This is a genomic window from Streptomyces sp. NPDC051217 (assembly GCF_044455465.1).
Lineage (GTDB): Bacteria > Actinomycetota > Actinomycetes > Streptomycetales > Streptomycetaceae > Streptomyces.
This window is the reverse complement of the sequence record NZ_JBITEV010000018.1, coordinates 52241-78356: the sequence shown is the minus strand read 5'-3', so window position 1 is coordinate 78356 and position 26116 is coordinate 52241. Positions and strand designations below refer to the sequence as shown.

The window sequence follows — 26116 nt, the reverse complement described above, 5'->3', positions numbered from 1 at the left end:
CGGGGCGCCGCCGCGGCTTGGGCTACGGCTCCTGGCGCTGTAGCGACTCCAGCAGCTCCGCGGCCCGTTTCATGTCGTCACTCACCTCCGTGCGCTGCTCCTCCGTCAGTTCGACGGCAGCGGCCCGGCCGAGGAAACTGTCGGCCTCCTCGATGTCGTTCAGACGCTCCGCGACGTCGCCGCGCAGGACGAGCAGCCGGTAGAGCTGTACGGGGGTCGGCGGCGCGCTGTCAGCCGCCTCTGCCTCGTTGAGGGCATGGTCGAGGACCTTCACGGCGGCCCCCAGGTCCTCCTTCGAGTCGGCGAAGGCCAGTGCCAGGTGGAGGGCGCGCGCGTACGGCTCCTTGGGAGGGGGCTGGTGGTGCCCGTCGCTTTCGGGGTCGTTCGGCTGCCCGATCCGGATGCTGTTGCCGGCCGGGTCGGTCATGAGGAACTGGCGCACGCCGTACGACATGTCCTTGACCGGACCGATCCGGGGCAGCCCACGGGTCGGGATCCTCCCGTACGCCGCCTTGAGCCCGGCACGGAAGGCGCTGTGCATCCCCTCGACGTCGTCGGTCAGTACGTAGCAGCCGCTGATCGACTCGGTGGGCTCGTACTTCCTCATCCCGAAGAACTGCAGTTCCACGTCGCCGCGCTCGACGACCACGTACGCGTAGGGGCTCTTCTGTATGAAGGTGATCTCGAAGCCGAGTGCTGTGTAGAAGTCGACTACCGGTTGGATGGTCTGACACGGGAGGAGCGGGATGGTCTTCTCTGTCATGTCGAGTAGTCTAGTCAAAGTTGAATAGAAGGGTATGGCGATGTCAGCGATCCGGCTGCTGGTGCTCGGGGCGGTGCGCCAGCACGGCCGCGCGCACGGCTATCAGGTCCGCAACGACCTGGAGTTCTGGGGCGCGCACGAGTGGTCGAATGCCAAGCCCGGCTCGATCTATCACGCGCTGAAGCAGATGGCGAAGCAGGGCGAGCTGCTCGCGCACGAGGTCGCGCCGAGCACGGCCGGCGGCCCGCCGCGCACCGAGTACGAGCTGACGGAGGCCGGGACCGCGGAGTACTTCCGGCTTCTGCGGGAGTCGTTGGTCGCCTACGACCAGAAGATGGACGTGCTGTCGGCCGGTGTCGGCTTCATTGTCGACCTGCCGCGCGCCGAGGCGGTCGAGCTGCTGAAGGAGCGGGTGCGGGCCATCGAGGACTGGCGGGCGTCCGTGACCGAGCACTACGTGCCCGAGGACGGCCCGGAACAGCTCGGGCACATCGGCGAGATCATGAACCTCTGGATCAGCCAGGCCGACTCCGGGGTCGAGTGGACGCGCGGGTTCATCAAGCGCATCGAGGGCGGCGCGCATGTCTTCTCCGGCGAGGGTGACCCCTTCGTCGGAGTGCTCGCCGAAGGTGAGGAGAACCCGTACGCGACGGGCGTCCCCGCCGAGGGTGACGACGACTGACGGTGGCCGGCGCCGCACCCCAGCGCCTCTAATCAAGTTTGACTAATCCGCCCTTCGTGCTTTACCTTTCGCAGTGTAGTCAAGTTTGACTACGAGGCGAAGGGGCTGGAGGCGAAGGCATTGACTGACGCGACGGACGCGATAGTCATGGAAGGCGTACGCAAGCGGTACGGGGAGAAGTCCGCGCTCGACGGGCTCGATCTCGTGGTGGCGCGCGGCACCGTGCACGGGATGCTCGGGCCGAACGGCGCGGGCAAGACGACGGCCGTACGGGTGCTGGCCACGCTTCTGCGGCACGACGAGGGCGTCGTACGGGTCGCGGGCCACGACCTCCGTACGGAGGCGCAGGAGGTACGCCGGCGGATCGGGCTGCTCGGACAGCACGCGGCGGTGGACGAGGAACTGAGCGGGCGGCAGAACCTCGACATGTTCGGGCGGCTCCACCACCTGGGCGCGCGGCGGGCGGCGGCGCGCGCCGACGAACTGCTGGAGCGCTTCGGGCTCGCCGACACCGGACGCAAGTCGATCAAGCAGTACAGCGGGGGCATGCGGCGCCGCCTCGACCTGGCGGCCTCTCTGATCACCGATCCGGCGGTGCTCTTCCTGGACGAGCCGACGACCGGACTCGACCCGCGCGGGCGGGCCGAGGTGTGGGCCTCGGTGCGCTCGCTGGTCGGCGGAGGCACGACCGTACTGCTGACCACGCAGTACCTGGACGAGGCCGACCAGTTGGCGGACCGGATCTCGGTCGTCGACAGCGGGCGCGTGATCGCCGAGGGGACCGCGGACCAGCTGAAGGCGAAGGTCGGCGGAGACCGGATCGATGTCGTCGTCCGCGACGCGCGGCAACTGGCCCCGGCGGCAAGGCTGTTCGGGGACGAGGCGACGGTGGACGAGGACCGCCGGCTGGTCGGCGTCCCCGCGCCGGACCGGATGGCGGCGCTGACCGGGGCCGTACAGGCGCTGGCGGCGGCCGGGATCGAGGTGGAGGACGTCGTGGTGCGCAGGCCGACGCTGGACGAGGTCTTTCTGCAGCTGACGCACCGTAGGAAGGAGGCCGTATGAGTACGACGAACGCGACCGTGTTGATCGACAGCTGGACGATGACGCGGCGCGAACTGGCCCACTGGCAGCGGCAGCCGGTCCAGGTCGTCATCGGTCTGATCTTCCCGGTGATGCTGCTGCTGATGTTCGGCTATCTGATGGGGGCGGGGCGAGGCGTCGAGGGCGAGTACATCAGCTTCCTCGTCCCCGGGATGCTCGCGCTGACCATGGTCTTCGGACTTGAGGCCACGATGCTGGCCGTCACCCAGGATCTCGGCAAGGGGGTCATCGACCGGTTCCGCTCGATGCCGATGGCGTCGTCGGCGGTGCTGGTGGGCCGGAGCGTCGCGGACATGTTCCAGTCGGCGCTGAGTCTGGTGGTGATGATCGGAGCCGGGTTCGCGCTCGGCTGGCGCTGGGACGGCGGAGCCGCGGCGCTACTGGGGGCGGTGGGGCTGCTGCTCCTGCTGCGGTTCGCGATGCTGTGGCTCGGGATCCACCTGGCGATGGTGGCCGGCAAGCCGGAGCTGGTGCAGGCGGTGCAGATCCTGGTCTGGCCGATCGGTTTCTTCTCCAACGCGTTCGCGGCGCCGCAGTCCATGCCGGACTGGCTCGGGGCCGCGGTCGAGTGGAACCCGCTGTCGGCGACGGCGGCAGCGGTACGTGATCTGGCGGGCGTTCCCGGGCAGTTGAGCGGGTCGTGGGCGGCGGAGCACGCGTATCTCCTGGCGGTGGCGTGGCCGGTGGTGCTGATCGCGCTGTTCTTCCCGCTCGCGGTACGGCGGTTCCGCAGGCTGAGCCACTGATCATTCGGCGACAGGCAGGCGACAGGCAGGCGGTCGGCAGGCGGTCGGCCGGTGGTGGGCCGCCGGCCGGTCGGCAGTCCGTTCGCGGATGCCCGGCGGCCCGGTGCCGGTCTGTCGCCGGGTGGAACCTTCCCGGGGTTCGCGGTGTATCAGAGGCAGAACCGCATGCGGGGCGACGTGCTCCGCGGACCTCGGGGGGAATCCATGCGTACGATCTTCACGGCCTGGCGCCGGTCAATGGTGGAAGGCCGTGGCCTTCGACTTGTCCCGGCCCAGGGGCTGGGGCTGGAGCCGCAGTTCGGGCAGCAGCAGCCGCAGATCGTCGAGCAGCAGCGCGGAGAGGTCGGCCGAGAATCCGTTGCGGCACACCACGCGCAGGACGGACAGGTCCTCGCGGTTGGCCGGGAAGGTGTAGGCGGGCATGAGCCAGCCGTGCTCCCGCAGCCGCCGCGAGACGTCGAAGACGTCGAAGTTGGTCACATGCGGGGCGGTGGTGAAGGCGAAGACGGGCAGTTGGTCGCCGCGGGTGAGCAGCCGGAATTCGTCGATTTCCCCGATCTTCCGGGCGAGCGCGCAGGCCACGTCCCGCGTGGTCTGCTGGACGGCGCGGTATCCGTCCCTGCCGAGCCGCAGGAATGTGTAGTACTGGGCGACGACCTGCGCGCCCGGCCGCGAGAAATTCAGCGCGAAGGTGGGCATCTCGCCGCCCAGGTAGTTGACGCGGAAGACCAGTTCGTCGGGCAGTTCGGCCGACGTGCGCCACAGCGCCCAGCCGACGCCCGGGTAGACCAGGCCGTATTTGTGCCCGGAGGTGTTGATCGAGGAGACGCGCGGGAGCCGGAAGTCCCAGACGAGGTCCTCATCGAGGAAGGGCGCGATCATCGCGCCGGAGGCGCCGTCGACATGGACGGGGATGTCCAGGCCCGTGCGCTCCTGGAGGGCGTCGAGGGCCGCGCAGAGCTCGGCGACGGGTTCGTACGAGCCGTCGAAGGTGGAGCCGAGGACGGCCACGACGCCGATCGTGTTCTCGTCGCAGAGATCGGCGGCCGCCTGCGGGTCGAGGTGGAAGCGGTCGCCCTCCATGGGAAGGAGCCGGGGCTCGACCTCCCAGAAGTTGCAGAACTTCTCCCAGCAGACCTGGACGTTGATTCCCATCACGAGATTGGGCCGGGCGCCGCCCGGATAGCGGTCCCGGTTCTTGGCCATCCAGCGTCGCTTGAGCGCGAGCCCGGCCAGCATGCAGGCCTCGCTGGAGCCGGTGGTGGAGCAGCCGACGGCGAGGGACGGGTCGGGGGCGTTCCAGAGGTCGGCGAGCATCGCGACGCACCGGCGCTCCAGCTCGGCCGTCCGGGGGTACTCGTCCTTGTCGATCATGTTCTTGTCCCGGCATTCCCCCATCAGCACCCCGGCCTGCGTCTCCATCCAGGTGGTGACGAAGGTCGCCAGATTGAGCCGGGAGTTGCCGTCCAGCATCAGCTCGTCGTGGACCAGTTGGTAGGCCGTGGACGGAGGCATGGGACCGTCGGGGAGCCGGTGCTTGGGCGGGGCGGACGACATCTCGCCGACCGGGTCGGCCTCCCCGAAGAAGGGGTTGAGCGACAGCCGGCGACGCTCGGTCTGATCGTCGGCCGGGCCGCGCGTGTTGCCCTCGGATTTCTCCGTGCCGCTGCGAAGTGCCATCGGTTTCCCTGTCTCCCGGGGTCTCTCGCGTCGGCCGCCGAGGCCGGTCGTGATGGCGCGAGTGAATTCGTTGGTGGCAGGGCATCGGCGGCTGAGACGTCAGGCGCGACGATACGGACAAAACGGGCGACTGGCTCGCCGGAAGTCCGTTCGGGGTATCCGGCCGGCCCTGGAGCCCGGTCGTGGCGGGGACGAAAGGCGCGCTTCGGTCCCGGTCCAGACCGATCGCGAGCTGTGCGGACCGGGTGGAACCTCAGTCAGGGCTGGAGCGTTGATAGCTTTGGGCAGCCGACATCCGCTGACGGCGGATGGACGACGCTGATGCAGCGACGGCCGATTTCGACGATCGACCGACTATCGACTCAGGAGCCCGGACCTCGTGACAACCCTTGCGCTCGGACCGAGCTGGCTAGACCCGGATTATCTGATCGGGACCTTCGGCCTGATCGGCGTCCTGGTCATCGTGTTCGCCGAATCCGGCCTGCTCATCGGCTTCTTCCTGCCGGGCGACTCGCTGCTGTTCACCACCGGACTGCTGGTGACGTCCGGCACGCTCGACAGGCCGCTGTGGCTGGTCTGTCTCCTGGTCGTGCTGGCGGCGATCATCGGCGACCAGGTCGGCTATCTCTTCGGCCGTAAGGTCGGCCCCGCACTCTTCAAGCGCCCCGACTCCAAGCTCTTCAAACAGGAGAATGTGGAGAAGGCGCACGAGTTCTTCGAGAAGTACGGGCCCAAGTCGCTGGTGCTGGCCCGCTTCGTGCCCATCGTGCGGACGTTCACGCCGATCATCGCGGGCGTCAGCCGCATGAACTACCGGTCGTTCGTCACGTTCAACATCATCGGCGGCGTGCTCTGGGGTGCGGGCGTCACGCTGCTGGGCGCCGCGCTGGGCAAGATCGACTTCGTCCACAAGAACATCGAGATGATCCTGATCCTGATCGTGGCGCTCTCGGTGCTGCCGATCGTGATCGAGTTCCTGCGGGCCCGTTCCCACTCCAAGAAGGCCGCCGCGGCGGGCGAGCCCACCGGTCCCGCGAACCCCGGAAACCCCGCGGGACCCACGGCGCCCGGACAGCACGCCCACGTACCGCAGGACTTCCAGACCCAGCAGCTCCGGGTCACGCGCGACGAGTACGGTGCCCCCCGGCCGTATGCCACACCGGAGGCTCCGGAAGACCCGGAGACCCCGCCGCGCGGGCGCCACGCCAGGCGCTGACGGACGAAGCCGGAGGCCGGTCGCCGCACCGGAGCCGGTCGCGGCACCTGCGCCGGTCGCCTGACCGGCGGGATCAGAAGCCGCGCGTCCGCTTGGCCGCGCGGCGGCTCGAACCACGTCCCTGGCCGGGCACCTTCAGGAACAGCCGGGAGAGCTCGCCGCCGAAGTTGACCCCGATGGCGATCGCCAAGGCCAGCGCGGCGGCCGTGGAGAGCGAGGCCAGGCCCTCGTTCACATGGTTCTGCGCGAAGCCGAGCAGCCCGAAGTAGGTGGCCGAGCCGGGCAGCAGCGGCCCGATCGCGGCGGTTACGTACGGCAGCGCCGAGGCGAACCGGTAGCGGGAGAACAACTGCCCGAAGAGCCCCACCACGCCTGCGGCGACCGCGGTCGCCGCCACCGGCGAGATCCCTCCGGTGTCGTGCATCGCCCCGTAGACGGTCCAGGCCACGCCCCCGTTCAGGGACACCATCAGCACGGTGGACCGTTCCTGCTGGAGCAGGATCGCGAAGGCGAAACTGAGCGCCACCGCCGCGCAGATCTGGAGCACGGGCCGCCCCGCCGCGGCCTGGAGCGCCACGTCCGGGTTGAGCTGGGCGTTCAGCTGGACGCCCAGATACAGCGCGATCAGCACCCCCATCACGATCGCGATGAAGAAGTACATGACTTCGAGCAGCCGTGCGGCGGCGGTGATGTAGTAGCCGGTCAGACCGTCCTGCACACCCGCCACCAGGGCCCGCCCCGGCAGCAGCGCGAAGAGTCCACCGGTGATCACGGCCGACGGCCGGATCTCCCAGTTCGTCGCGGACGCCGCCAGGGTCAGCGTCACCCCCATCGCGGCCGGCGGCATGGCCGCGACCACGAACTGGTAGAACTCAGGAATCCCGCGCCCCGCGCACAGCCAGGCCAGCCGGTCACCGAGCATCGCGCCGATCATCGCCGCGACGAACACCAGCAGACCACCACCGACCAGCACCGACGCGGACCCGGCCAGCACCCCGCTCGCGCAGGTCAGCGCCCACCCCGGATACGGATGCCGGTTACGGCGGATCTCGGCCAGCCGCCGGTACGCCTCCTCCAGGGTGACGTCCGTGTCCTCGGTGGTGATGTCGGAGACGAGCGTGTAGACGGCTGCGAGCCGGGTGTAGTCGGTGCCCCGCCTGCGTACGGTGCGACTGGCCGTCACCGGGTCGTCCACCAGCGACGGCTGGTAGGAGATGGACAGCAGGGTGAAGGTGACGTTCGGCTCGCAGCGGTCGAGACCGTACGCGCGGCTGACCGCGAACATCGCGGCCTCGACGTCCTCGGCCCCCTCACCACCCGCCAGCAGCAACTCGCCGATACGCAGCGTCAGGTCGAGCACGCGCGGCACGGCCGGCCCGGTCTCGTCGTGCCGCTGCACGACCTCCACCACCGGCCGGTCCCCGACCGGCATCCGCAGCAGCGTGCGCATCTGGTCCTGCCACGGCGCCTCTTTGGTCAGCCGGACGACGGGCACGCCCTCCGCGGGTGTGAACGCCGGCGGCGACTGCCGCGCGCGGTAGGTCCGCGGCAGGTCGAAGGCCGAATGATCGGTCTCCTGTGTGCTCTCCGGACTCAGACCCTGCGGAACCGCGAATTCCGAGGTGGTGCTGCCGTCCTCGGGTGCCGGCACCTGGTCCATCCCGGACGGGGGAGTGAAGGCGCTGTGCGCCTCGTCGGACGAAGGCTTACGCTCCTCGGCCTCGTCCCGCTCGCCCACCACTGTCTTCGCCCTCACTCAGTCTCGTCGGTGCCGTTCCGGCACGGTTCGCACAGCAGTTTGTTCAGTATGGACACGGGCGCGGAGATGGGCGCACGCGAGCGGCGGACGGCGCACCCGAATGGTGCGCTGCCCGCCGCTGGTACGCGTCGGCTCCCCGTCCCTCAGAGCCCGGCAGCCGCCGAGCCCCGGTCCGTGGGAAGTGCTAGTGAGCGCCGCCCTGCGCCTCGAGGCGCTTGTACGAGGCCTCGATCTCGGCCTCGGCCTCGGCACGGCCCACCCAGTCCGCGCCCTCGACCGACTTGCCGGGCTCCAGGTCCTTGTAGACCTCGAAGAAGTGCTGGATCTCCAGGCGGTCGAACTCCGAAACGTGGTGGATGTCCCGCAGGTGCTCCACGCGCGGGTCCGAGGCGGGGACGCACAGCAGCTTGTCGTCGCCGCCGGCCTCGTCCGTCATCCGGAACATGCCGATCGCACGGCACTTGATGAGACAGCCGGGGAACGTCGGCTCGTCCAGGATGACCAGTGCGTCCAGCGGGTCGCCGTCCTCACCGAGAGTGTTCTCGACGAAGCCGTAGTCGGCCGGGTAGCTGGTCGAGGTGAAGAGACGACGGTCAAGGCGGATCCGGCCGGTCTCGTGGTCCACCTCGTACTTGTTTCGCGAACCCTTAGGGATCTCGATGGTGACGTCGAACTCCACGGGTGGCTCCTCCATGATCAACACAGATGTCGGTGATTGCTGCTGTCGGTGATACCGCACGTCACCGGGGCCGACCCCGGGGGCGAGCAGGTTCGGCCATCGCTGGCCGGGGCACCGTGCTCATGGCAACGCGCAGTGATTAAGTGTCCCCCACGCAGCTGTGTGATCGCGAAAGGGGCTGGTCAACCGTGCTTGAGCCGAAAGTGTGGCAGCTCACGGCAGGTTCCGCCGTGTTCGGCCTGGTACTGGCGGCCGGGGCGGTGGCCATGGCCGGCCCCTGGGACACCGGTCAGCGTAAGGCCGAGCGCGACTGGGCCGCCGCCCAGAGTCGTACAGGTGGCGCACATCACCCGGGCGGGGGCGTGCGCGAGCCCGCACCCGCGCCCAGCGCCGCCGGCGTGCTCGCCGAACTCGGCGCGCCGGTGGAGTCCCTCTCCGCGCCCGCCGATCTCCCCGCCGACCTGCGCGAGACCCTCGGGCCGCTCCTCGGGTCCCCCGACCTCGGACCGGCGCCAGCGGCGTCCGTCGTCGACGTCGCGACGGGTGAACAGGTCTTCGGGCAGCGGGCCGACCGGCCGATGACCCCGGCCTCCACCATCAAGATCGCCACGGCGGTCGCCGCGCTCTCCGCCCTCGGCCCCGACCACCGCATCGCCACCACCGTGGTCACCGCGGACGACAAGGGCAAGGGCGACGGCAAGGCCGACGACGACAAGGCCGAGGACAAGAGTGACGAGAGCGACGAGAGGGACGAGAGGGACGAGAGCCCGACCGAGATCACCCTCGTCGGCGGCGGCGACGCCACCCTCGACCGGAAGAGCCTGCGCGCCCTCGCCCACGACACCGCCAGAGCGCTCCGCGACCGGGGCGTGCACCGGGTCACCGTCCGCTTCGACGTCTCCCTCTACTCCGGCCCCCGCGAACACCCGATCGGCCCCAACGACAACATCGCGCCGGTCACCGCCCTGATGACCGGCCAGGGCCGGCTGGACGACTCCGCCCGTGACTCGTTCGGCGGACCGGCGCCACGCAGCGGCGACCCGGCGGGCGACGCCGCGGATGTCTTCGTCGATCTCCTGCGCGAAGGCGGCGTCAGGACCACGAAGCCCCCGGCCCTGGGCACGGCCCCCAAGGACGCCGACCGTCTCGCCGTGACGCGCTCACGTCCGGTGTCCGCGCTGGTCGAGCGGATGCTGACGAACAGCGACAACGACATCGGCGAGTCACTCGTCCGGCAGGTCGCGATCGACACGGGCAGACCCGCGAGCTTCGCCGGCGCCCAACAGGCCGTCCAGGCCGAGCTCAAGAAGCTGAAGCTGCCCGTCGACGGCGCGCTCCTGCGCGACGGCAGCGGTCTCAACCGCCACGACCGGATCACCACCGGCCTGCTCACCGCGCTGCTCGCCCGTGCGGCCGACCCTGGCCGACCCGAGTTGCGGGCGGTCCTCACCGGGCTCCCGGTGGCCGGATTCAGCGGCACGCTCCAGGGGCGGTACACCGACGGCGACGCGATCACCGGCAGCGGCCTGATCCGCGCCAAGACCGGCACACTGACCGGCGTGAACTCCCTGGCGGGCACGGTCGTCGGCCCCGGCGGACGCCTCCTCGCCTTCGCCTTCCTGGCGGAGGAGGCCCCGGCTCCCGACACGGCACAACGGGCCCTGGACCACCTCTCGGCGGAACTGGCCTCCTGACCACCCGTGTCGCCGCGCGGCCAGAACCTCGCGTCCGACACATCACCGCCTTTCGGCGCGAGCACGTACGGTTGACGCATGACGAGCATCGGTGGGGTCGAGATGGTGGACTGGAATCTCGCGGTGGCAACCGCGACCCGCCTCGCGCGGCCGGGACCGGAAGTGAGCCGGGACGAGGCCCGCGAGATCGTCGCCGAGTTGCGGCGGCACGCCAAGGCGGCCGAGGAGCATGTGCGCGGCTACACCCGGATGATCCCCGAAGGCCACGAGCCACCGGACACCCCGGTCCTCGTCGTGGACCGGGCGGGCTGGATCAAGGCGAACGTCGCGGGCTTCCGTGAGCTGCTCAAACCGCTCCTCGACAAGATGCAGGACCGCCGGTCGGGCACCCCGGGCGGCGCCGTCCTCGGCGCTGTGGGCGGCAAGGTGACCGGCGTCGAGCTGGGCATGCTGCTGTCGTTCCTGTCCTCGCGCGTTCTCGGTCAGTACGAGACGTTCGCCCCGCCCAGCCGGGACCTCCCTTCGAGCGACGGCGGAGGCGGCCGGCTGCTGCTGGTCGCGCCGAACATCGTCCACGTCGAGCGCGAACTGGACGTCGACCCGCACGACTTCAGGCTCTGGGTCTGCCTGCACGAGGAGACCCACCGCACCCAGTTCACCGGCGTGCCGTGGCTCCGTGACCACCTTGAGGGTGAGATCCAGTCATTCCTGGAGGAGACCGAGGTCGACCCCTCCACCGTCGTGGAACGCCTGCGTGAAGCGGCCCAGTCGCTCACCGGCAACCGTCCCGAGGGCGAGGACGAGGAGGAGGGCCGGAGCCTGGTCGAGCTGGTCCAGACTCCGGGCCAGAAGGAGATCCTCGGCCGTCTCACCGCGGTGATGTCCCTGCTCGAAGGCCACGCCGACTTTGTGATGGACGGCGTGGGTCCGCAGGTCGTGCCTTCGGTGGCCGAGATCCGCGAGAAGTTCCAGCAGCGCAGGGCCAAGGGCGCCAGCCGGCTCGACCAGGCGCTGCGCAAGCTGCTGGGGCTGGACGCGAAACTGCGGCAGTACCGGGACGGGGAGCGTTTCGTACGCGCCGTGGTGGAGCAGGTCGGCATGGACGGCTTCAACCGCGTCTGGACGTCCCCCAACACCCTTCCCACGAAGGCGGAGATCGCCAAGCCGGCGGACTGGATCGCACGGGTGCACCGCAAGGCCGAGTCCTGATCCTCCTGAGGAGTCGTAAGCCTCTTTAAGAGGGGCGCGCGAAGCTCCGTGCCGGATGTCAACGTCCACAGGTGTCCACCGGAATGGGCCAGCATCACCCATCCGAGGGACCGTGGGCGGTGGGTAGGCGTGCAATGCTCGGGGAACGGCCCGGTTCTGTCACCATCGACGCACTCTGTGTGACTGAACCCCGTCCCTACTCCGACCGAGGCACCCCCCAAACATCACGAAGGGCACCGGACATGGGTCCCCATCCTGCGGTCGCGGCGATACGCCTGGCGGTCCGCCGCGTACTCCACGACGTCATCACCGAACACTCCGAACGCGCGGGCTCCGGCATCGAGCGCTCCCGGCTCACCCCGGCGGCCGACGCCGGCCCCGCCGCCGCACCGCCCCCGGCCGACGGCCGGCCGCTGGTGCTCGTCGCCTGCTCCGGCGGCGCCGACTCCATGGCTCTCGCCTCCGCCCTCGCCTTCGAGGCCCGCAAGCTCTCCGTCCGCGCGGGCGCCGTCACCGTCGATCACGGACTCCAGCCCGGCTCCGACCTCCGTGCCGCCGAAGTCGTCACCCGGCTCGTCGCGATGCGGCTCGACCCCGTCGAGTCCGTGGCCGTGACCGTCGGCCGCGACGGGGGGCCCGAGGCCGCCGCCCGCGACGCGCGTTACGCCGCCCTCGACGCCGCCGCCGAGCGGCACGGCGCAGCCGCCGTCCTGCTCGGCCACACCCGCGACGACCAGGCCGAGACCGTCCTGCTCGGTCTCGCCCGCGGCTCCGGTACCCGCTCGCTCTCCGGGATGGCTCCCGTCTCCGGCGCCACCGGCCGCTACCGCCGGCCCTTCCTCCAACTCGACCGGCAGACCGCCCGCAAGGCCTGTCTGGTCCAGGCGATCCCGGTCTGGGACGACCCGCACAACGCCGACCCGGCGTACACCCGTTCGCGTCTGCGCCACGAGGGCCTGCCCGCCCTGGAGAAGGCGCTCGGCAAAGGCGTCGTCGAGGCCCTGGCCCGCACGGCGCAGCTCTCCCGTGACGACGCCGACGCCCTCGACGCCTGGGCGGCCGACGCCGAGTCAGCTGTACGGGACGACGCCGGACAGCTGGAATGCGCCAAGTTGTACGCACTTCCGCCCGCCGTCCGCCGCCGTGTTCTGCGCCGGGCCGCCGTCGTCGCCGGGGCGCCCGCGGGGTCGCTCTTCGCCCGGCACATCGAGGAGATCGACCGGCTGATCACGGGCTGGCGAGGCCAGGGAGCCATCAACCTGCCGGGCCGCGTCGAGGCCCAACGGCAGGGTGGCAGACTGGTCATCCGGCAGGGCTGAAGCGCAGAAGCACGACGGCTGTGTCTCCCGGGCGGCGAGTTCCGGCCTCCTGGCCGACAACGAAAGTGATGCGGGTGGACCACAAGGACATGGGCGCCGACCTCAAGTCGGTGCTCATCACCAAGGAAGAAATCGACGAGAAGCTCGTCGAACTGGCCGCCAAGATCGACGCGGAGTACGCGGGCAAGGACGTTCTCCTCGTCGGCGTCCTCAAGGGCGCCGTCATGGTGATGGCGGATCTGGCGCGTGCGCTGTCCACCCCGGTGACGATGGACTGGATGGCCGTGTCCTCTTACGGAGCCGGGACCCAGTCGTCCGGTGTGGTCAGGATCCTCAAGGATCTGGACACCGACATCAAGGGCAAGCACGTCGTGATCGTCGAGGACATCATCGACTCGGGCCTGACGCTCTCCTGGCTGCTGTCGAACCTCGGCTCGCGGGAGCCGTCCTCGCTGGAAGTCTGCACGCTGCTCCGTAAGCCGGATGCCGCAAAGGTCGCGATCGATGTGAAATGGATCGGTTTCGACATTCCGAATGAGTTTGTTGTCGGCTATGGCCTTGATTACTCGGAGAAGTACCGAAATCTTCCATTCGTCGGCACTCTCGCCCCCCATGTCTACGGCGGCTGAACCGGGCGCCGAGCCCGTGGTGCCGGGCCGGGAACCCCCGCACCCTTCCCGCCGTTGGAGCATGGGAAGACCGGTTTACCGGCAGTCCCGTGCGGTCGCGGGTGACAATGCTGGGGTACCGTCCGAAGAACAGTCTTTTCTCACAGCAGCATTTACCTACGGGCAGGAGGGACGGGGCGTTCTCGCTCCGTATGGATGGACGTGAAGCGATACTTCCGTGGGCCTGTCATGTGGATCGTGCTGGCCGTCCTCGCCGTGGTCGTGTTGATGCAGGTCGTCGGCTCGTCGGGCGGCTACAAGACGGTGGACACCGGCGAGGTCGTCCGTGCGATCGACAACAACCAGGTCGACCAGGTCAAGCTGACCACAGGCGACGAACAGATCATCAAGATCGACCTCAAGGACGGCCAGAAGGTCCAGGGCGGTGACAAGGTCCAGGCGAGCTACATCGGCTCCCAGGGCACCGGTCTGGCCCAGACGTTGCAGCGCAAGTTCGAGAGCGGCGACATCAAGCAGGGCTACACGGTTTCGCCCTCCAAGCAGAGTCCTTTCGTCTCTGTGCTGCTCTCCCTGCTGCCCTTCGTCCTCATCGTCGTGGTCTTCCTGTTCCTGATGAATCAGATGCAGGGCGGCGGCTCCCGAGTCATGCAGTTCGGGAAGTCCAAGGCCAAACTCATTACGAAGGACACTCCCAAGACGACGTTCGCCGACGTCGCGGGGTCCGACGAAGCGGTCGAGGAGCTCCACGAGATCAAGGAGTTCCTCCAGGAGCCCGCGAAGTTCCAGGCTGTCGGCGCCAAGATCCCGAAGGGCGTGCTGCTCTACGGCCCGCCCGGTACGGGCAAGACGCTCCTCGCCCGCGCGGTCGCCGGTGAGGCCGGCGTCCCCTTCTACTCGATCTCCGGTTCCGACTTCGTCGAGATGTTCGTCGGTGTCGGTGCCTCCCGAGTGCGTGACCTCTTCGAGCAGGCCAAGGCGAACGCCCCGGCGATCGTCTTCGTCGACGAGATCGACGCCGTCGGCCGGCACCGCGGTGCGGGCCTCGGCGGTGGCCACGACGAGCGCGAGCAGACGCTGAATCAGCTGCTCGTCGAGATGGACGGGTTCGACGTGAAGGGCGGGGTCATTCTGATCGCCGCCACGAACCGGCCCGACATCCTCGACCCGGCGCTGCTGCGCCCGGGACGTTTCGACCGCCAGATCGCTGTCGACCGCCCGGACATGCTGGGCCGTCTGGAGATCCTCAAGGTCCACCAGAAGGGCAAGCCGGTCGCCCCGGACGTCGACCTGGGCGCTGTCGCCCGCCGTACGCCCGGCTTCACCGGAGCGGACCTGGCGAACGTGCTGAACGAAGCGGCGCTCCTGACGGCGCGCAGCGACAAGAAGCTCGTCGACAACCACTCCCTGGACGAGGCGATCGACAGAGTCGTGGCGGGCCCGCAGAAGCGGACCCGGATCATGTCCGAGAAGGAAAAGAAGATCACCGCCTATCACGAGGGCGGCCACGCCCTGGTCGCGGCGGCGTCTCCGAACTCCGACCCGGTGCACAAGATCACGATCTTGTCCCGCGGCCGGGCCCTGGGTTACACCATGGTCCTGCCCGACGAGGACAAGTACTCGACCACGCGCAACGAGATGCTGGACCAGCTTGCCTACATGATGGGCGGGCGCGCGGCGGAGGAGCTGGTCTTCCACGACCCGACCACCGGCGCGGCCAACGACATCGAGAAGGCGTCGGCGACGGCACGGGCCATGGTCACGCAGTACGGCATGACCGAGCGGCTCGGCGCGATCAAGTTCGGCGGTGACAATTCGGAGCCCTTCGTCGGACGTGAGATGGGCCACCAGCGCGACTACTCGGAAGAGGTCGCCGCGCTGGTCGACGAAGAAGTCAAGAAGCTGATCGAGACCGCGCACAACGAGGCCTGGGAGATCCTCGTCGAGAACCGCGACGTTCTCGACAACCTGGTCCTCGCGCTGCTGGAGAAGGAGACGCTCAACAAGGAGCAGATCGCCGAGATCTTCTCGACGATCGTGCGGCGCCCGGCCCGTCCGGCGTGGACCGGCTCCTCGCGGCGTACGCCTTCGACCCGCCCGCCGGTGCTCTCGCCCAAGGAGCTGGCCCTCACCAACGGGGCGACCGGTTCCAACGGCGTGATTCCCGGAGTGACGAACGGCGACTCCTCGCCCGAGGCTGTTCCGGAGGAGCGTCCGGAGAGCTGACCCCGCGCTTCTCACCAGGCCCGGAATAGATGCCGCGCCCCACAGGTCTTAGCCTGATGGGGCGCGGCATTTCTGTTGCCGCGCACGGAACGGCAGAGGAACGAGGCCCAGATGACCAATCCCGTGAGGCTCGACGGTGAAGGTGAGATCGGCGAGTTCGACGAGAAGCGGGCCGAGCACGCCGTACGGGAGCTTCTGATCGCGGTGGGCGAGGACCCGGACCGCGAGGGCCTGCGCGAGACGCCGGGCCGGGTGGCCAGGTCGTACAAGGAAATATTCGCGGGGCTCTGGCAGCGGCCCGAGGATGTCCTGACCACGACGTTCGACATCGGCCACGACGAGATGATCCTGGTGAAGGACATCGAGGTGCAGAGTTCCTGCGAGCACCATCTGGTGCCCTTCCACGGTGTCGCGCACGTCGGCTACATCCCGTCGTCCGACGGGAAGATCACCGGGCTGTCGAAGCTGGCGCGGCTGGTGGACGTCTACGCGCGCAGGCCCCAGGTCCAGGAGCGGATGACCACGCAGATCGCGGACTCGCTGATGAAGATCCTGGAGCCGCGCGGTGTGATCGTGGTCGTCGAGTGCGAGCACATGTGCATGTCGATGCGCGGAGTGCGCAAGCCCGGTGCCAAGACGATCACCTCGGCGGTACGAGGTCAGCTGCGCGACCCGGCGACCCGCAACGAGGCGATGAGTCTGATCATGGCCCGCTGAACCAGTTCCGGTCGGGCCGACCTGGCCCGGACAGGTCAGACGTGGGCGGCGCCGTGGTTGTTGTCGTCGTGTCCGTCGTCCGGCAGCTTGAGCACACGCTCCAGGAAGAACGCGGCGGCGATCACCGCGATGCCGGCGACCACCGATGCTCCCGCGTAGTACGCCTGGTCCCGTCGGGCGGGGATCTCCAGGAAGCCGAGCAGGAAGACGCCGGTCCCTCCGTACATCCCGGCGACCAGCGCGGCGACCAGCGCGCTCGCCTGACCGAAAACGACCGCTCGGGCGGCCATCAGCGGATCCACACCCTTGGCGCCCGGCCGGCGCTCACGCTGGGCACGCAGCCGGGAGCGGAGCGAGAGGGCCGTCGCCGTGAGGACGACGGCGATCACCGCGAGCACGATGGGCGCGGCGAGAGGCACGCTGGGCAGGGTCCCGAGCGAGTCCCAGAGGCGGGCGGCGCCCCACGAGAGCACCCCGGCCACGGCGAAGAGGCCCGCCAGAACCCCGATCCGCAATTGCCTCACCGCGAGAGACCGCCCTTCACCCTTGCTCGTCACCGACACACCTACTCCACACACGTACTCCGGGCACACCCACCGGCAGCCCGACCCGCACCCGGGGCCGGTCCTCCGACCGGACTACCCGTTCGCAGTGCCCAACGACTAGTCGGGCAGGCGGAGTTCCAGGTCCGCGCGAGGCTCCACGCCCTTCTGCTCGACGACGGCGAGCAGTTCGGAGACCGTACCCCGCCCGGCGAGCCGCGCCTCCGGCTCCACGTCGTGCCAGGGCACGAGCACGAAGGCCCGCTGGTGGGCGCGCGGGTGGGGGAGGGTGAGCGCCGGGTCGTCCGAGACGACATCCGCGTACGCCACGATGTCGACGTCGATCGTGCGCGGCCCCCAGCGTTCCACGCGGACGCGGTCGAACGCCTCCTCCACGGCCTGGGCCCGCTCCAGCAGGGACGAGGGCGGCAGCGTGGTCTTGACCACGAGGACCGCGTTGAAGTACGTGGGCTGGGTGCCCGGTTCGACGCCCCAGGGCGCCGTCTCGTACACCGGGGACACCGCCTTCACCCGCAGGCCGGGGGTGTCCTCCAGCGCGTCGATGGCTCCCTGGAGGGTCTCCAGCCTGTTGCCGAGGTTGGACCCGAGGCTGATCACGGCGCGCTTCGGATTGGACAGCGTGACGTCCGCCGCGTCGACCTGGGCCACCACCGAGGCCGGCACCGGCTGAACGGTCGGATCACTCTGTGGATTCATACTCGGCTCCGGGTGATGGTGATGGTCACGTCGTCGAAGGGCACCGTGATCGGGGCGTCCGGCTTGTGGAGCGTCACCTCGACCTCCTCGACGGCGTCGTGCTTCAGGCACTGTTCCGCGATGCGCTCGGCGAGTGTCTCGATCAGGTCGACCGGTTCGCCCCGCACGACGGCCACGACCTCCTCGGCCACGACTCCGTAGTGGACGGTTCTCGTCAGGTCGTCGCCCGCCGCCGCGGGGCGGGTGTCGAGGCTCAGCACCAGATCCACGATGAAGGTCTGCCCCTCCTCGCGCTCCCGGGGGAAGACGCCATGGTGCCCACGGGCCTTGAGGCCGCGCAGCGCGAGACGGTCCACGCGAATCACTCCTGCTGTCGTTGGTCAAGAGGGGCACTATGCCGTATGCGGACGACGCGTGTCCCCGGTCGAATCTACTCGCGGGCACCGACACAGCCTGCCCGTGGGGGCCTCGGCCACCGCGGGCCACGTCCGCGGCGGGCTCCGGGCGACAGGGAACCGCAGGTAACTCCCAGGGCACGGGGCCGGCCCTTGTAGATGCCATACCCACTCACGCGGGAGATTCGTCGTCCTGCTCGTCGTCGGTTTCGGCCAGAACGGGGGAGCCGTGATGGGACCAGACCCGCCAGCCCTCGGGGGTGCGACGGAAGACGTTGGTGGCGACCACCAACTGGCCGACGAGCGGGCCGAGCGCACCGCTCTCCTCGGCCGGTCCGCCGCTGAGGATGTTCTCGGTACAGGTCACGAGAGCGGTGTCGCCGGCGACGGACACCAGGACATCCGTAAGGAAGAACTGGATGTACTCGGTGTTGGCCATGATCAGCGCGTACGAGCGCAGTACCTCGCCGCGGCCCGTGAGCACCGGCCAGCCCGGGTGGACGCAGCTGACGCCGGGGCTGTCGCCGTCCAGCCAGAGGTCGGACAGCTCGTCGAGGTCGCCACGCTCCATCGCTTCGTAGAAGGCCGTGTTGAGGGCGTCGACCTGTTCACTGTCGGTCCCGCTCGGCAGGCTCTTCACCGGGCTCCCTCGACGGCGCGCGCCACGCGGACGGCGTCGGCGGTCGCGCGAACCTCGTGCACCCGTACCGCCCAGGCGCCCTCGTGGGCGGCGATCGCCGAGACGGCGGCGGTCGCGGCGTCCCGTTCGCGTGCGGGTGGCGGTGCGCCGTCACCGGCCAGTACGCGGCCGAGGAACCGTTTACGGGACGCGGCGACCAGCAGCGGTCTGCCCAGCGTCCGGAGGTCCGCCGTGTGGGCCAGCAGTGCGAGGTCGTGCTCGGCCCCCTTGGCGAAGCCGAGGCCGGGGTCGATCACCAGGCGCTCGGGGGCGATGCCGCCGGCGACCACCGCCTCCATGCGGTCGCGCAGTTCGGCCACCACCTCGGTGACGACGTCCGTGTAGACGGCGCGGCTGTTCATGTCCTGGCTGAAACCGCGCCAGTGCATGACGACGAAGGGCACGCCCGCGGCGGCGACGGCGGGCACCATGGCCGGGTCCGCGAGGCCGCCGCTGACGTCGTTGACCAGGACGGCTCCGGCGGCCACGGCCTGTTCCGCGACGGAGGCCCGCATGGTGTCCACGGACACCGTGACTCCCTCGGACGCCAGGCCCCGCACGACGGGCAGGACGCGCCGCAGCTCCTCGTCCTCGTCGACGCGAGAGGCGCCCGGACGCGTTGACTCGCCGCCGACATCCACCAGGTCGGCGCCCTCGGTGACCAGATCGAGGCCGCGCTTGACGGCGGCGGTGGTGTCGAACCAGCGGCCGCCGTCGGAGAAGGAATCGGGCGTCACGTTGACGACTCCCATGACCGCGCAGCGGTCCCACTCCGGCAGGCCGTCGACCGTGCCCCTTCCGCCCTGCGGGCGCAACGTACTCATACGTCCCACCCTAGGCCCGTACGTGCCCGGGTACGCCCCCACCGGGCGGGGACGGCCCCTCACCGGGGGACACCGCCGGGCCCGCGGCGCGGTACGGGGACGCGGCGCGCGGTCAGGACGCCGCGATCTGCGCGACGGTCTCCAGTTCCACCTCGGTGCGGGGGATGGCGTGCGCGTCCGCGTCGATCGAGCGGCGCAGCGCCTCGTGCAGCCGGGCCGGGGTCAGCACGCCGAGGAAGCGCCCCGTCTCCTCCTTGTCGATGACGGCGATCCAGCCGGCGTCGTGCTGGAGCATCGTGGAGAACGCCTGCTTGAGCGAGGCGCCCACGGGCAGCCAGGCCTCCATACGACGGGCGTGCTCCCGTACGGTCCCCGAGGAGCCTGTCTGCTCGGTCGAGATCCAGCCGTGCAGATTGTCGTCGCCGTCCAGGACGACCGCCCAGCGCGCGCCTTCCTTGGAAAGCTTCGCCGCCGCGGTCCGCAGCTGGTCGTCCAGGTGCAGGACGGGCGGCTGTTCCAGGTCGCCCTCCTCGATCGGCGTGACCGAGAGCCGCTTGAGGCCGCGGTCCGCGCCGACGAAGTCGGCGACGTACGGCGTGGCGGGCGCGCCCAGCACGGCGGCGGGGGCGTCGAACTGCTCGATGGTGCCCTGCCCGTACACGGCGATCCGGTCGCCGAGGCGGACCGCCTCCTCGATGTCGTGCGTGACGAAGAGCACGGTCTTGTTGACAGCCGCCTGGAGCTTCAGGAACTCGTTCTGGAGGTGTTCGCGTACGACGGGGTCGACCGCGCCGAAGGGCTCGTCCATCAACAGGACGGGCGGGTCGGCGGCCAGTGCCCGTGCCACGCCCACGCGTTGACGCTGACCGCCGGAGAGCTGCTCGGGGTAGCGGTCGCCGTGGACGGACGGGTCGAGGCCGACCAGATCGAGAAGTTCGGCGGCGCGCTCACGGCTCTTGCCGCGCGGCCAGCCGAGGAGATGGGGGACGGTCGCCGTGTTCTCCAGGATCGTCTTGTGCGGGAACAGGCCGACCTGCTGGATCACATAGCCGATCCGGCGCCGGAGCTGGACAGGGTCGACAGCCGATATGTCCTCTCCGTCCATGAAGATCCGGCCTTCGGTCGGTTCGATCAACCGGTTGACCATTTTCATGGTGGTCGTCTTGCCGCAGCCGGACGGTCCGACGAGCGTGACCAGCTCGCCCGCTCCGACCTCCAGGCTGAGGTCGTCGACGGCCGTGGTGCCGTCCGGGTACCGCTTGGTGACGTGCTCGAATCGGATCATGATTTCCCCATTGTGACGGGTCTTGTGTGAAGGCAATGTTGCCGAAATGTGGCGGCCTTCCGCGATTGTCAGTGGTCGGGGATAGGGTCGCCGAGACAAAGACACCAGACATACGTTCGGGGAGATAGGGGAGGCGGGGGTGGATGAGCGCTCAAAGCTGTCTGGCGGCGAACGAATGGATCTGCGGAGAGTACCTCCGCTCCCGTAGCCAGGAGTTGATCGATGCGACGGTCCAGCACATCTGGATCACCGTTGTCTCGGTCCTCATCGGGCTGCTCGTGGCCTTTCCCCTCGCCCTGCTCGCACGCGCCAAACCGGCTTTCGCCGGCCCTGTGCTCGGACTGACGACGCTGCTCTACACAATCCCGTCGCTGGCGATGTTCTCGCTGCTGCTGCCGTTCTTCGGACTGTCGTCCGCGCTGGTGATCACCGGCCTGGTGCTGTATTCACTGACGATCCTTGTGAGGAACATCATCGCGGGGCTCGACTCCGTTCCGGCGGAGGCCAAAGAGGCAGCGCGCGGGATGGGGTACGGCTCCGGACGGCTGCTCTGGGAGGTCGAGCTGCCGCTCGCGCTGCCCGCGCTGATGGCGGGTGTCCGGATCGCGACGGTCTCGACGGTCGCGCTGACGACCGTCGGCTCGATCGTGGGACGCGGCGGGCTCGGCAATCTCATCGAGGACGCGCTGCCGAGCCTGTTCAAGGCCCAGGTGCTCGCCGCCTCGGTGCTCTGCGTGCTGCTGGCGATCACGGCCGACCTGCTCCTCCTCGGACTCCAGCGGCTGCTCACACCCTGGACCCGCACACGTACGGGCGAGCGCCGCGCGGCACGTCCGGCGCGCGAGGGCCGGACCGGCCGTCCGGTGAAGGTGGGGGGCTGACCGATGGATGTTCTGGCAGACGCGTGGACCTGGCTGATCACCGGTTCCAACTGGTCCGGTGAGGGTGGTGCGCTGGCCCGGCTCGGTGAGCATGTGTACGTCAGCGGGGTCGCGCTCGCACTCGCCTGTGCGATAGCGCTCCCGACGGCCTTCTACCTCGGGCACATCGGCAAGGGCGGCGCGCTCGCGATCAACATCTCCAACGTGGGGCGGGCGGTCCCGGTCTTCGCCGTGCTCGCCCTGTTCATGCTCTCCCCGCTGCGCAACGCCGGTTATGTGCCGACCATCGTCGCACTGATCCTCTTCGCCGTGCCGCCGCTGCTGACCAACGCCTACGTGGGCATGCGGGAGGTGGACCGGGCGGTGCTCGAAGCCGCCAGGGGCATGGGGATGTCCGGGCGACAGCTCTTCGTACGGGTCGAGCTGCCCCTCGCGTACCCGATGGTGATGACCGGCCTCCGGTCCGCTTCCGTGCAGGTGATCGCCACCGCCACGATCGCGGCGATGGTGGGACAGGGCGGCCTCGGGCGGATCATCACCGCCGGCTTCAACACCTACGACACCCCGCAGGTGGTCGCCGGGGCGCTCCTGGTGGCGCTGCTCGCGCTGGTCGTCGAGGGCGTGCTCGTCGCGCTGGACCGGGTGCTCGACCCGTCTCCGTCCGCCACCACCGTCCGGGCACCGGTGCCCGGCGCGCGCGACGGCGCCGCGGGCGACGCCCTCGGCAAGGATGACGTGCTCCCGCTGGACCGGGTGACGAAGACGGTGTGACATGACGACCGAGTGACACGACAAGCGTGTGGATCCACGACCGTTCGAATCAACGACCGTGTGACGACCGACTTTCCAGGCCTCCTCCCCAGGCCTCCCTCAACGGATGGTGAACTTTCATGAGCAAGACCTCGCGCATCGCGGGTGCGGTACTCGGCGCTGTCGTCCTTACCGGGTCGCTCGCCGCGTGCGGCGGCGACAGCCTGGAGTCGGACGGCGGCTCGGACAAGGGCTCGGGCTCCGACAAGAAGGGCTCCCTCGTCGTCGGCGCCGCGGCCTTCACCGAGTCCAAGGTGCTGGCCGAGCTCTACGCGCAGATCCTCGGCGACGGCGGATACGACACCTCTGTCACGACGGTGAAGAACCGCGAGCTGTACGAGCCGTCCCTGGAGAAGGGTGAGATCGACGTCGTCCCCGAATACGCGGCGACGCTCACCGAATTCCTCAACGCCAAGGTGAACGGCGCGGACGAGGCCCTGAAGAAGCCGCTCGCCTCCAGCGACACGGCCGCCACGGTCGCCGCCCTGGAGAAGCTGGCGGAGCCGCTCGGCCTGAAGGTGCTCCCCGCCGGCAAGGCGGTCGACCAGAACGCCTTCGCGGTGACCAAGGAATACGCCGAGAAGAACAAGCTCAAGACCCTTTCGGATCTGGGCGCGTCGAAGCTCAAGGTGAAGATCGCCGCGGGTGACGAGTGCGAGGTACGGCCGTTCTGCGCGCCCGGTCTCAAGGAGACGTACGGAATCGACGTCACCGGCATCGACCCGCAGGGCGTCGGCACTCCGCAGGCCAAGCAGGCGGTCAAGGACGGCAAGGACCAGCTGGTCCTCAGCACCACCACCGACGGCACGCTCGACAGCTTCGGTCTGGTGGTCCTGGAGGACGACAAGAAGCTGCAGAACGCGGACAACGTACTTCCAGTGGTCAATGCCAAGGACGCCGGTTCTCAGGAGATCGCGGACATTCTCGGCAAGCTCACCGACACCCTCACGACAGACGATCTCGCGAAGCTCAACCTGAAGGTCGACGCCGAGCGCGCGAAGCCCGCGGATGTCGCCAAGGAGTATCTGGAGTCAAAGGACCTGATCGGCAAGTAGCCGCAAGTAGTGGGAAGCGGCGGGAAGTAGAGGGACCGGAGCGGAGTCGGCAACGGACGGGGAAAGATTGTCCGGCCGACCCCCATTCCGGGGCGACGCGCGGTAAATTTCTGGCCATGCCACGTGGACGCCACCGCCATTCCCCGCCCCTCCACAGGATTCTGCCGCCGTCGGTCGTGGCCGGGGCCGCGGCTCTGTGCGCCGCGGGGGCCTGGCTCCTCGCCGAACCCGTGGCGCTCCGCGGCCTGGTGGTCGTCACCGCGGCCACCGGCGCCACCGGCGCCTATCTGATGCGCAGTTGGGACCGGGCCGCGGGTCGGCGCGTCGCCGAACTGCTGCGCGCGCAGGCGAACGAGGAGTGGAAGACCGAAGAGCGAATAGCCGAACTCGAAACCGATATCGACGAATCGCGCGAGATCCGCACCCGGCTCGACACCAAACTGCGCGCCAAGCGGGTGGAACTCGCGAAGCTGCGCGGCGAGCACGCCGCGCTCCTGCGCCGGTACGCCACGGCGGAGACCGCGCGCGCCAGCGCGCTGGAAGGCCGGCGGCAGCTCGCCATCGAAGCGGCCGCCGAGCCGAAGGCGCTGCCGCCCGCGGGTAGTACGCCCACCGCGTCGGCGTACTACCGCGCCGCGCAGGCCCTTGAGGACCTGACGCGCAACGGCGTGACACAGCACACGAAGCGGATCCTCGAAGAGGCCCGTCGGCGTGAACTCGCCGAGCGCGCGGCCCGGGACGCCGCGGCGGAGGCCGAGCGGGCGAAGCAGGCCGCCAAGGCCCGCGCCGAGAAGGCCGGGCAGGAGAAGGAAGCCAGGAAGCGGCGCGCGGCGGAAGCGGCGGCGGCCACCGAGCACACACGTCCCTCGTCCGCGCTTCCCTTGAAAGCCCGGCCGTCGACGTCCCTGCCCGCCACCCGCCCCCACCCGGGCGCCTCGGCGATCGTCCCGTACAACCGGCGGCACCGGCTCCAGCGGGGCCCCGAGGGAGGTTTCGACTTCTTCGGTACGCAGAAGGACGGCGCGTCGGCGATCGAACCGTCCGCCGCCGACGCGGAGGACGGCCCCGCCGACCCGGAGGCCACGCAGACCGGGGCCGGACAGCCCGCGCCGGCGGAGCTGGAACGGGCGCAGAGCGAGGACCTCGCCGATGTCACCGGCGAGGAGGCCCTTTCGGTGCGGCGCAGGACCGACGACCGGGCGGTGGGCCAGGTCATCGACCTGACCGAGCACGACGAGGCCGAGCCGCTGCCGCGGGGCCTGCGCAGCGCGATCGGCTCCTAGGGACTGATCCAGCCGAAAGGTCTTCGGGCCTGTCATCGAGCGGTTCGGAACTGACGGTGACGCCGAACTCCCGCAGGCGAGCGACGGCCCGTGCCGGATCGATCGAACACCGATCAGCCCCGCATCCGCTGCCGGTAGCCGTCGAGGAAGGGGGCTTCCGCCGGGTCGGGACGGTCGGTGGCGTTGATGATCCGGTGCCAGTACGGGTAGTACGCCGGGAGCTGGGTGGCCTCGTTGATACGGGCCGTCTCCTCGTCGGTCAGCAGCAGATCGGGCGCCGAGAGGTTGTCGAGCAGTTGCTGTTCCGTACGACCGCTGATGACCAGGCCGGTGATACCGGGCCTGGCGAGTTCCCAGGCGAGGATGAGGCGGGGGATGGAGACCTGCCGGGCGTCGGCGATCTCGGCGAGCAGATCGATGATGTCGTACGCGCGCTCCCGGTCCACCACGTGCGGTTCCGGCCAGTCGGTGCCCTGCCGGGTGGTCGAGGCGACGTCCTGGCCGCGCCGGACCTTGCCGCTGAGCAACCCCTCGCCCAGGGGACCCCAGACGAGGGTGCCGAGTCCCTGGTCGAGCGCCGCGGGGATGATCTCGTACTCGGACTCCCGGGCCTCCGGCGTGTAGTAGACCTGCTGGACGACCGGTGCGCTGAGGTGGTGCAGACGCGCCGTGTACCTCGTCTTCATGATCTGCCAGCCGTTGAAGTTGGAGATCCCCAGGTAGCGCACCTTGCCGGCGGCGACGAGCCGCTCGACGGCGGTCAGCGACTCCTCGATGGGTGTCTGACCGTCCCATTGGTGCAGGTAGAGCAGGTCCAGGTGGTCGGTGTCGAGACGGCGGAGGCTTTTCTCGACCTCGCGGATGATGTGGTACGCGGACGCACCGCCGTCATTGGGCCCGTCGGCCAGCCGCATACGTACCTTGGAGGCGATGAGGACATCGTCGCGCTTGCCCCGGAGTGCCTGGCCGATGAGTTCCTCGGACTGCCCGTAGGAGTACATGTTCGCCGTGTCGATCATGTTCACGCCGGCGTCCAGGGCGACATCGAAGAGTCGGCGCGCTTCATCGAGTCCCAGCCCGCCGATCTGCGCGAACTGCTTGCGGTCGCCGATGTTCATCGATCCGAGCACCAGTCGGGACACTTTCAGACCCGAATTGCCGAGAGTCCGATATTCCACGTCTCCTCCTCGTGTAGCCAGGATTCCGACGTCCCACCCGGCGCCCC

Annotated in this window: 24 protein-coding genes and 1 pseudogene; 14 read left to right on the top strand and 11 right to left on the bottom strand. The window is 69.5% G+C overall.

Annotated elements, in window-relative coordinates; genetic code table 11:
• Positions 1-22: 22 nt before the first annotated feature.
• Positions 23-763 (bottom strand): bleomycin resistance protein, encoded by a 741-nt coding sequence (locus tag ACIBBB_RS31095; protein WP_398987889.1) that lies wholly within the window; start codon positions 761-763, stop codon positions 23-25.
• Between the two features lie 40 nt (positions 764-803).
• On the opposite strand from ACIBBB_RS31095, the gene ACIBBB_RS31090 reads away from it, so the two are divergent.
• The 3 genes from ACIBBB_RS31090 (at position 804) to ACIBBB_RS31080 (ending at position 3295) form a co-directional block, all read left to right on the top strand.
• A complete protein-coding gene (locus ACIBBB_RS31090) occupies positions 804-1445 on the top strand; it encodes a PadR family transcriptional regulator (RefSeq protein ID WP_398988030.1) in 642 nt (213 codons plus the stop codon).
• Positions 1446-1592: 147 nt separating this feature from the next.
• Positions 1593-2510, top strand: a complete 918-nt coding sequence (locus ACIBBB_RS31085) for an ATP-binding cassette domain-containing protein (RefSeq protein ID WP_398988028.1) — start codon at positions 1593-1595, stop codon at positions 2508-2510.
• The gene (locus ACIBBB_RS31080; RefSeq protein WP_398987887.1) at positions 2507-3295 is read left to right on the top strand and encodes an ABC transporter permease; all 789 of its coding nucleotides are present in this window, start codon (positions 2507-2509) and stop codon (positions 3293-3295) included. Before ACIBBB_RS31085 ends, ACIBBB_RS31080 begins: the two co-directional genes overlap by 4 nt.
• 234 nt (positions 3296-3529) lie before the next feature.
• On the opposite strand, the gene ACIBBB_RS31075 is transcribed toward ACIBBB_RS31080, so the two are convergent.
• Positions 3530-4975, bottom strand: coding sequence for a glutamate decarboxylase (locus ACIBBB_RS31075; RefSeq protein ID WP_398987885.1), 1446 nt, complete (start codon positions 4973-4975; stop codon positions 3530-3532).
• Between the two features lie 379 nt (positions 4976-5354).
• Between ACIBBB_RS31075 and ACIBBB_RS31070 the strand changes: the two are divergent.
• Positions 5355-6056 (top strand): annotated as a pseudogene (locus ACIBBB_RS31070) (DedA family protein); the annotation flags it as partial.
• A gap of 208 nt (positions 6057-6264) precedes the next feature.
• Here ACIBBB_RS31070 and ACIBBB_RS31065 read toward each other — a convergent pair.
• Positions 6265-7932, bottom strand: a complete 1668-nt coding sequence (locus ACIBBB_RS31065) for a threonine/serine exporter ThrE family protein (RefSeq protein ID WP_398988026.1) — start codon at positions 7930-7932, stop codon at positions 6265-6267.
• 202 nt (positions 7933-8134) lie between these two features.
• Positions 8135-8629 (bottom strand): inorganic diphosphatase, encoded by a 495-nt coding sequence (locus tag ACIBBB_RS31060; protein WP_003968257.1) that lies wholly within the window; start codon positions 8627-8629, stop codon positions 8135-8137.
• A gap of 188 nt (positions 8630-8817) precedes the next feature.
• Between ACIBBB_RS31060 and dacB the strand changes: the two genes are divergently transcribed.
• The 6 genes from dacB (at position 8818) to folE (ending at position 16420) form a co-directional block, all read left to right on the top strand.
• Positions 8818-10323, top strand: a complete 1506-nt coding sequence (gene dacB, locus ACIBBB_RS31055) for a D-alanyl-D-alanine carboxypeptidase/D-alanyl-D-alanine-endopeptidase (protein WP_398987883.1) — start codon at positions 8818-8820, stop codon at positions 10321-10323.
• Between the two features lie 78 nt (positions 10324-10401).
• On the top strand, positions 10402-11532 hold the full coding sequence (locus ACIBBB_RS31050) for a zinc-dependent metalloprotease (RefSeq protein WP_398987881.1): 1131 nt from the start codon (positions 10402-10404) through the stop codon (positions 11530-11532).
• A 242-nt stretch (positions 11533-11774) separates the two neighbouring features.
• Positions 11775-12851, top strand: a complete 1077-nt coding sequence (tilS, locus tag ACIBBB_RS31045; RefSeq protein ID WP_398987879.1) for a tRNA lysidine(34) synthetase TilS — start codon at positions 11775-11777, stop codon at positions 12849-12851.
• Between the two features lie 68 nt (positions 12852-12919).
• Positions 12920-13480: a hypoxanthine phosphoribosyltransferase gene (hpt, locus tag ACIBBB_RS31040; protein WP_398987877.1), complete on the top strand. Its 561-nt coding sequence runs from the start codon at positions 12920-12922 to the stop codon at positions 13478-13480.
• 195 nt (positions 13481-13675) lie between these two features.
• On the top strand, positions 13676-15703 hold the full coding sequence (gene ftsH, locus ACIBBB_RS31035) for an ATP-dependent zinc metalloprotease FtsH (protein WP_398987875.1): 2028 nt from the start codon (positions 13676-13678) through the stop codon (positions 15701-15703).
• 111 nt (positions 15704-15814) lie between these two features.
• Complete coding sequence (folE, locus tag ACIBBB_RS31030; protein ID WP_398987872.1) at positions 15815-16420, top strand: GTP cyclohydrolase I FolE; 606 nt, start codon at positions 15815-15817, stop codon at positions 16418-16420.
• Positions 16421-16455: 35 nt separating this feature from the next.
• Here folE and ACIBBB_RS31025 read toward each other — a convergent pair whose 3' ends face one another.
• From ACIBBB_RS31025 to ACIBBB_RS31000, 6 genes are all read right to left on the bottom strand, one after another.
• Positions 16456-16944, bottom strand: a complete 489-nt coding sequence (locus ACIBBB_RS31025; protein WP_398988024.1) for a DUF3180 domain-containing protein — start codon at positions 16942-16944, stop codon at positions 16456-16458.
• 138 nt (positions 16945-17082) lie between these two features.
• Positions 17083-17679, bottom strand: coding sequence for a 2-amino-4-hydroxy-6-hydroxymethyldihydropteridine diphosphokinase (gene folK, locus ACIBBB_RS31020; protein WP_398987871.1), 597 nt, complete (start codon positions 17677-17679; stop codon positions 17083-17085).
• Complete coding sequence (gene folB / locus ACIBBB_RS31015; RefSeq protein WP_398987868.1) at positions 17676-18035, bottom strand: dihydroneopterin aldolase; 360 nt, start codon at positions 18033-18035, stop codon at positions 17676-17678. Before folB ends, folK begins: the two co-directional genes overlap by 4 nt.
• Before the next feature lie 211 nt (positions 18036-18246).
• A complete protein-coding gene (locus ACIBBB_RS31010; protein ID WP_398988022.1) occupies positions 18247-18705 on the bottom strand; it encodes a nuclear transport factor 2 family protein in 459 nt (152 codons plus the stop codon).
• 5 nt (positions 18706-18710) lie between these two features.
• Complete coding sequence (gene folP / locus ACIBBB_RS31005) at positions 18711-19577, bottom strand: dihydropteroate synthase (RefSeq protein WP_398987866.1); 867 nt, start codon at positions 19575-19577, stop codon at positions 18711-18713.
• Positions 19578-19689: 112 nt separating this feature from the next.
• Complete coding sequence (locus ACIBBB_RS31000) at positions 19690-20862, bottom strand: ABC transporter ATP-binding protein (RefSeq protein ID WP_398987864.1); 1173 nt, start codon at positions 20860-20862, stop codon at positions 19690-19692.
• 143 nt (positions 20863-21005) lie between these two features.
• Here ACIBBB_RS31000 and ACIBBB_RS30995 point away from each other — a divergent pair, with 143 nt between their 5' ends.
• The 4 genes from ACIBBB_RS30995 (at position 21006) to ACIBBB_RS30980 (ending at position 24891) form a co-directional block, all read left to right on the top strand.
• Positions 21006-21743: an ABC transporter permease gene (locus ACIBBB_RS30995; protein ID WP_398987862.1), complete on the top strand. Its 738-nt coding sequence runs from the start codon at positions 21006-21008 to the stop codon at positions 21741-21743.
• Positions 21744-21746: 3 nt separating this feature from the next.
• Complete coding sequence (locus ACIBBB_RS30990) at positions 21747-22514, top strand: ABC transporter permease (RefSeq protein WP_398987860.1); 768 nt, start codon at positions 21747-21749, stop codon at positions 22512-22514.
• A 119-nt stretch (positions 22515-22633) separates the two neighbouring features.
• The gene (locus tag ACIBBB_RS30985; protein WP_398987858.1) at positions 22634-23608 is read left to right on the top strand and encodes a glycine betaine ABC transporter substrate-binding protein; all 975 of its coding nucleotides are present in this window, start codon (positions 22634-22636) and stop codon (positions 23606-23608) included.
• A 116-nt stretch (positions 23609-23724) separates the two neighbouring features.
• A complete protein-coding gene (locus ACIBBB_RS30980; RefSeq protein ID WP_398987856.1) occupies positions 23725-24891 on the top strand; it encodes a hypothetical protein in 1167 nt (388 codons plus the stop codon).
• Positions 24892-25004: 113 nt separating this feature from the next.
• On the opposite strand, the gene ACIBBB_RS30975 is transcribed toward ACIBBB_RS30980, so the two are convergent.
• The gene (locus ACIBBB_RS30975; protein ID WP_398987854.1) at positions 25005-26069 is read right to left on the bottom strand and encodes an aldo/keto reductase; all 1065 of its coding nucleotides are present in this window, start codon (positions 26067-26069) and stop codon (positions 25005-25007) included.
• Positions 26070-26116 lie beyond the last annotated feature (47 nt).

What these genes read in the sequence shown, in the direction of transcription:
- ACIBBB_RS31095 (WP_398987889.1), bottom strand. Translation starts at nt 763, where the DNA reads ATGACAGAGAAGACCATCCCGCTCCTCCCGTGTCAGACCATCCAACCG.
- ACIBBB_RS31090 (WP_398988030.1), top strand. Translation starts at nt 804, where the DNA reads ATGTCAGCGATCCGGCTGCTGGTGCTCGGGGCGGTGCGCCAGCACGGC.
- ACIBBB_RS31085 (WP_398988028.1), top strand. Translation starts at nt 1,593, where the DNA reads ATGGAAGGCGTACGCAAGCGGTACGGGGAGAAGTCCGCGCTCGACGGG.
- ACIBBB_RS31080 (WP_398987887.1), top strand. Translation starts at nt 2,507, where the DNA reads ATGAGTACGACGAACGCGACCGTGTTGATCGACAGCTGGACGATGACG.
- ACIBBB_RS31075 (WP_398987885.1), bottom strand. Translation starts at nt 4,975, where the DNA reads ATGGCACTTCGCAGCGGCACGGAGAAATCCGAGGGCAACACGCGCGGC.
- ACIBBB_RS31050 (WP_398987881.1), top strand. Translation starts at nt 10,402, where the DNA reads ATGACGAGCATCGGTGGGGTCGAGATGGTGGACTGGAATCTCGCGGTG.
- tilS (WP_398987879.1), top strand. Translation starts at nt 11,775, where the DNA reads ATGGGTCCCCATCCTGCGGTCGCGGCGATACGCCTGGCGGTCCGCCGC.
- hpt (WP_398987877.1), top strand. Translation starts at nt 12,920, where the DNA reads ATGCGGGTGGACCACAAGGACATGGGCGCCGACCTCAAGTCGGTGCTC.
- ftsH (WP_398987875.1), top strand. Translation starts at nt 13,676, where the DNA reads ATGGACGTGAAGCGATACTTCCGTGGGCCTGTCATGTGGATCGTGCTG.
- folE (WP_398987872.1), top strand. Translation starts at nt 15,815, where the DNA reads ATGACCAATCCCGTGAGGCTCGACGGTGAAGGTGAGATCGGCGAGTTC.
- folK (WP_398987871.1), bottom strand. Translation starts at nt 17,679, where the DNA reads ATGAATCCACAGAGTGATCCGACCGTTCAGCCGGTGCCGGCCTCGGTG.
- folP (WP_398987866.1), bottom strand. Translation starts at nt 19,577, where the DNA reads ATGAGTACGTTGCGCCCGCAGGGCGGAAGGGGCACGGTCGACGGCCTG.
- ACIBBB_RS31000 (WP_398987864.1), bottom strand. Translation starts at nt 20,862, where the DNA reads ATGATCCGATTCGAGCACGTCACCAAGCGGTACCCGGACGGCACCACG.
- ACIBBB_RS30995 (WP_398987862.1), top strand. Translation starts at nt 21,006, where the DNA reads ATGAGCGCTCAAAGCTGTCTGGCGGCGAACGAATGGATCTGCGGAGAG.
- ACIBBB_RS30990 (WP_398987860.1), top strand. Translation starts at nt 21,747, where the DNA reads ATGGATGTTCTGGCAGACGCGTGGACCTGGCTGATCACCGGTTCCAAC.
- ACIBBB_RS30985 (WP_398987858.1), top strand. Translation starts at nt 22,634, where the DNA reads ATGAGCAAGACCTCGCGCATCGCGGGTGCGGTACTCGGCGCTGTCGTC.
- ACIBBB_RS30980 (WP_398987856.1), top strand. Translation starts at nt 23,725, where the DNA reads ATGCCACGTGGACGCCACCGCCATTCCCCGCCCCTCCACAGGATTCTG.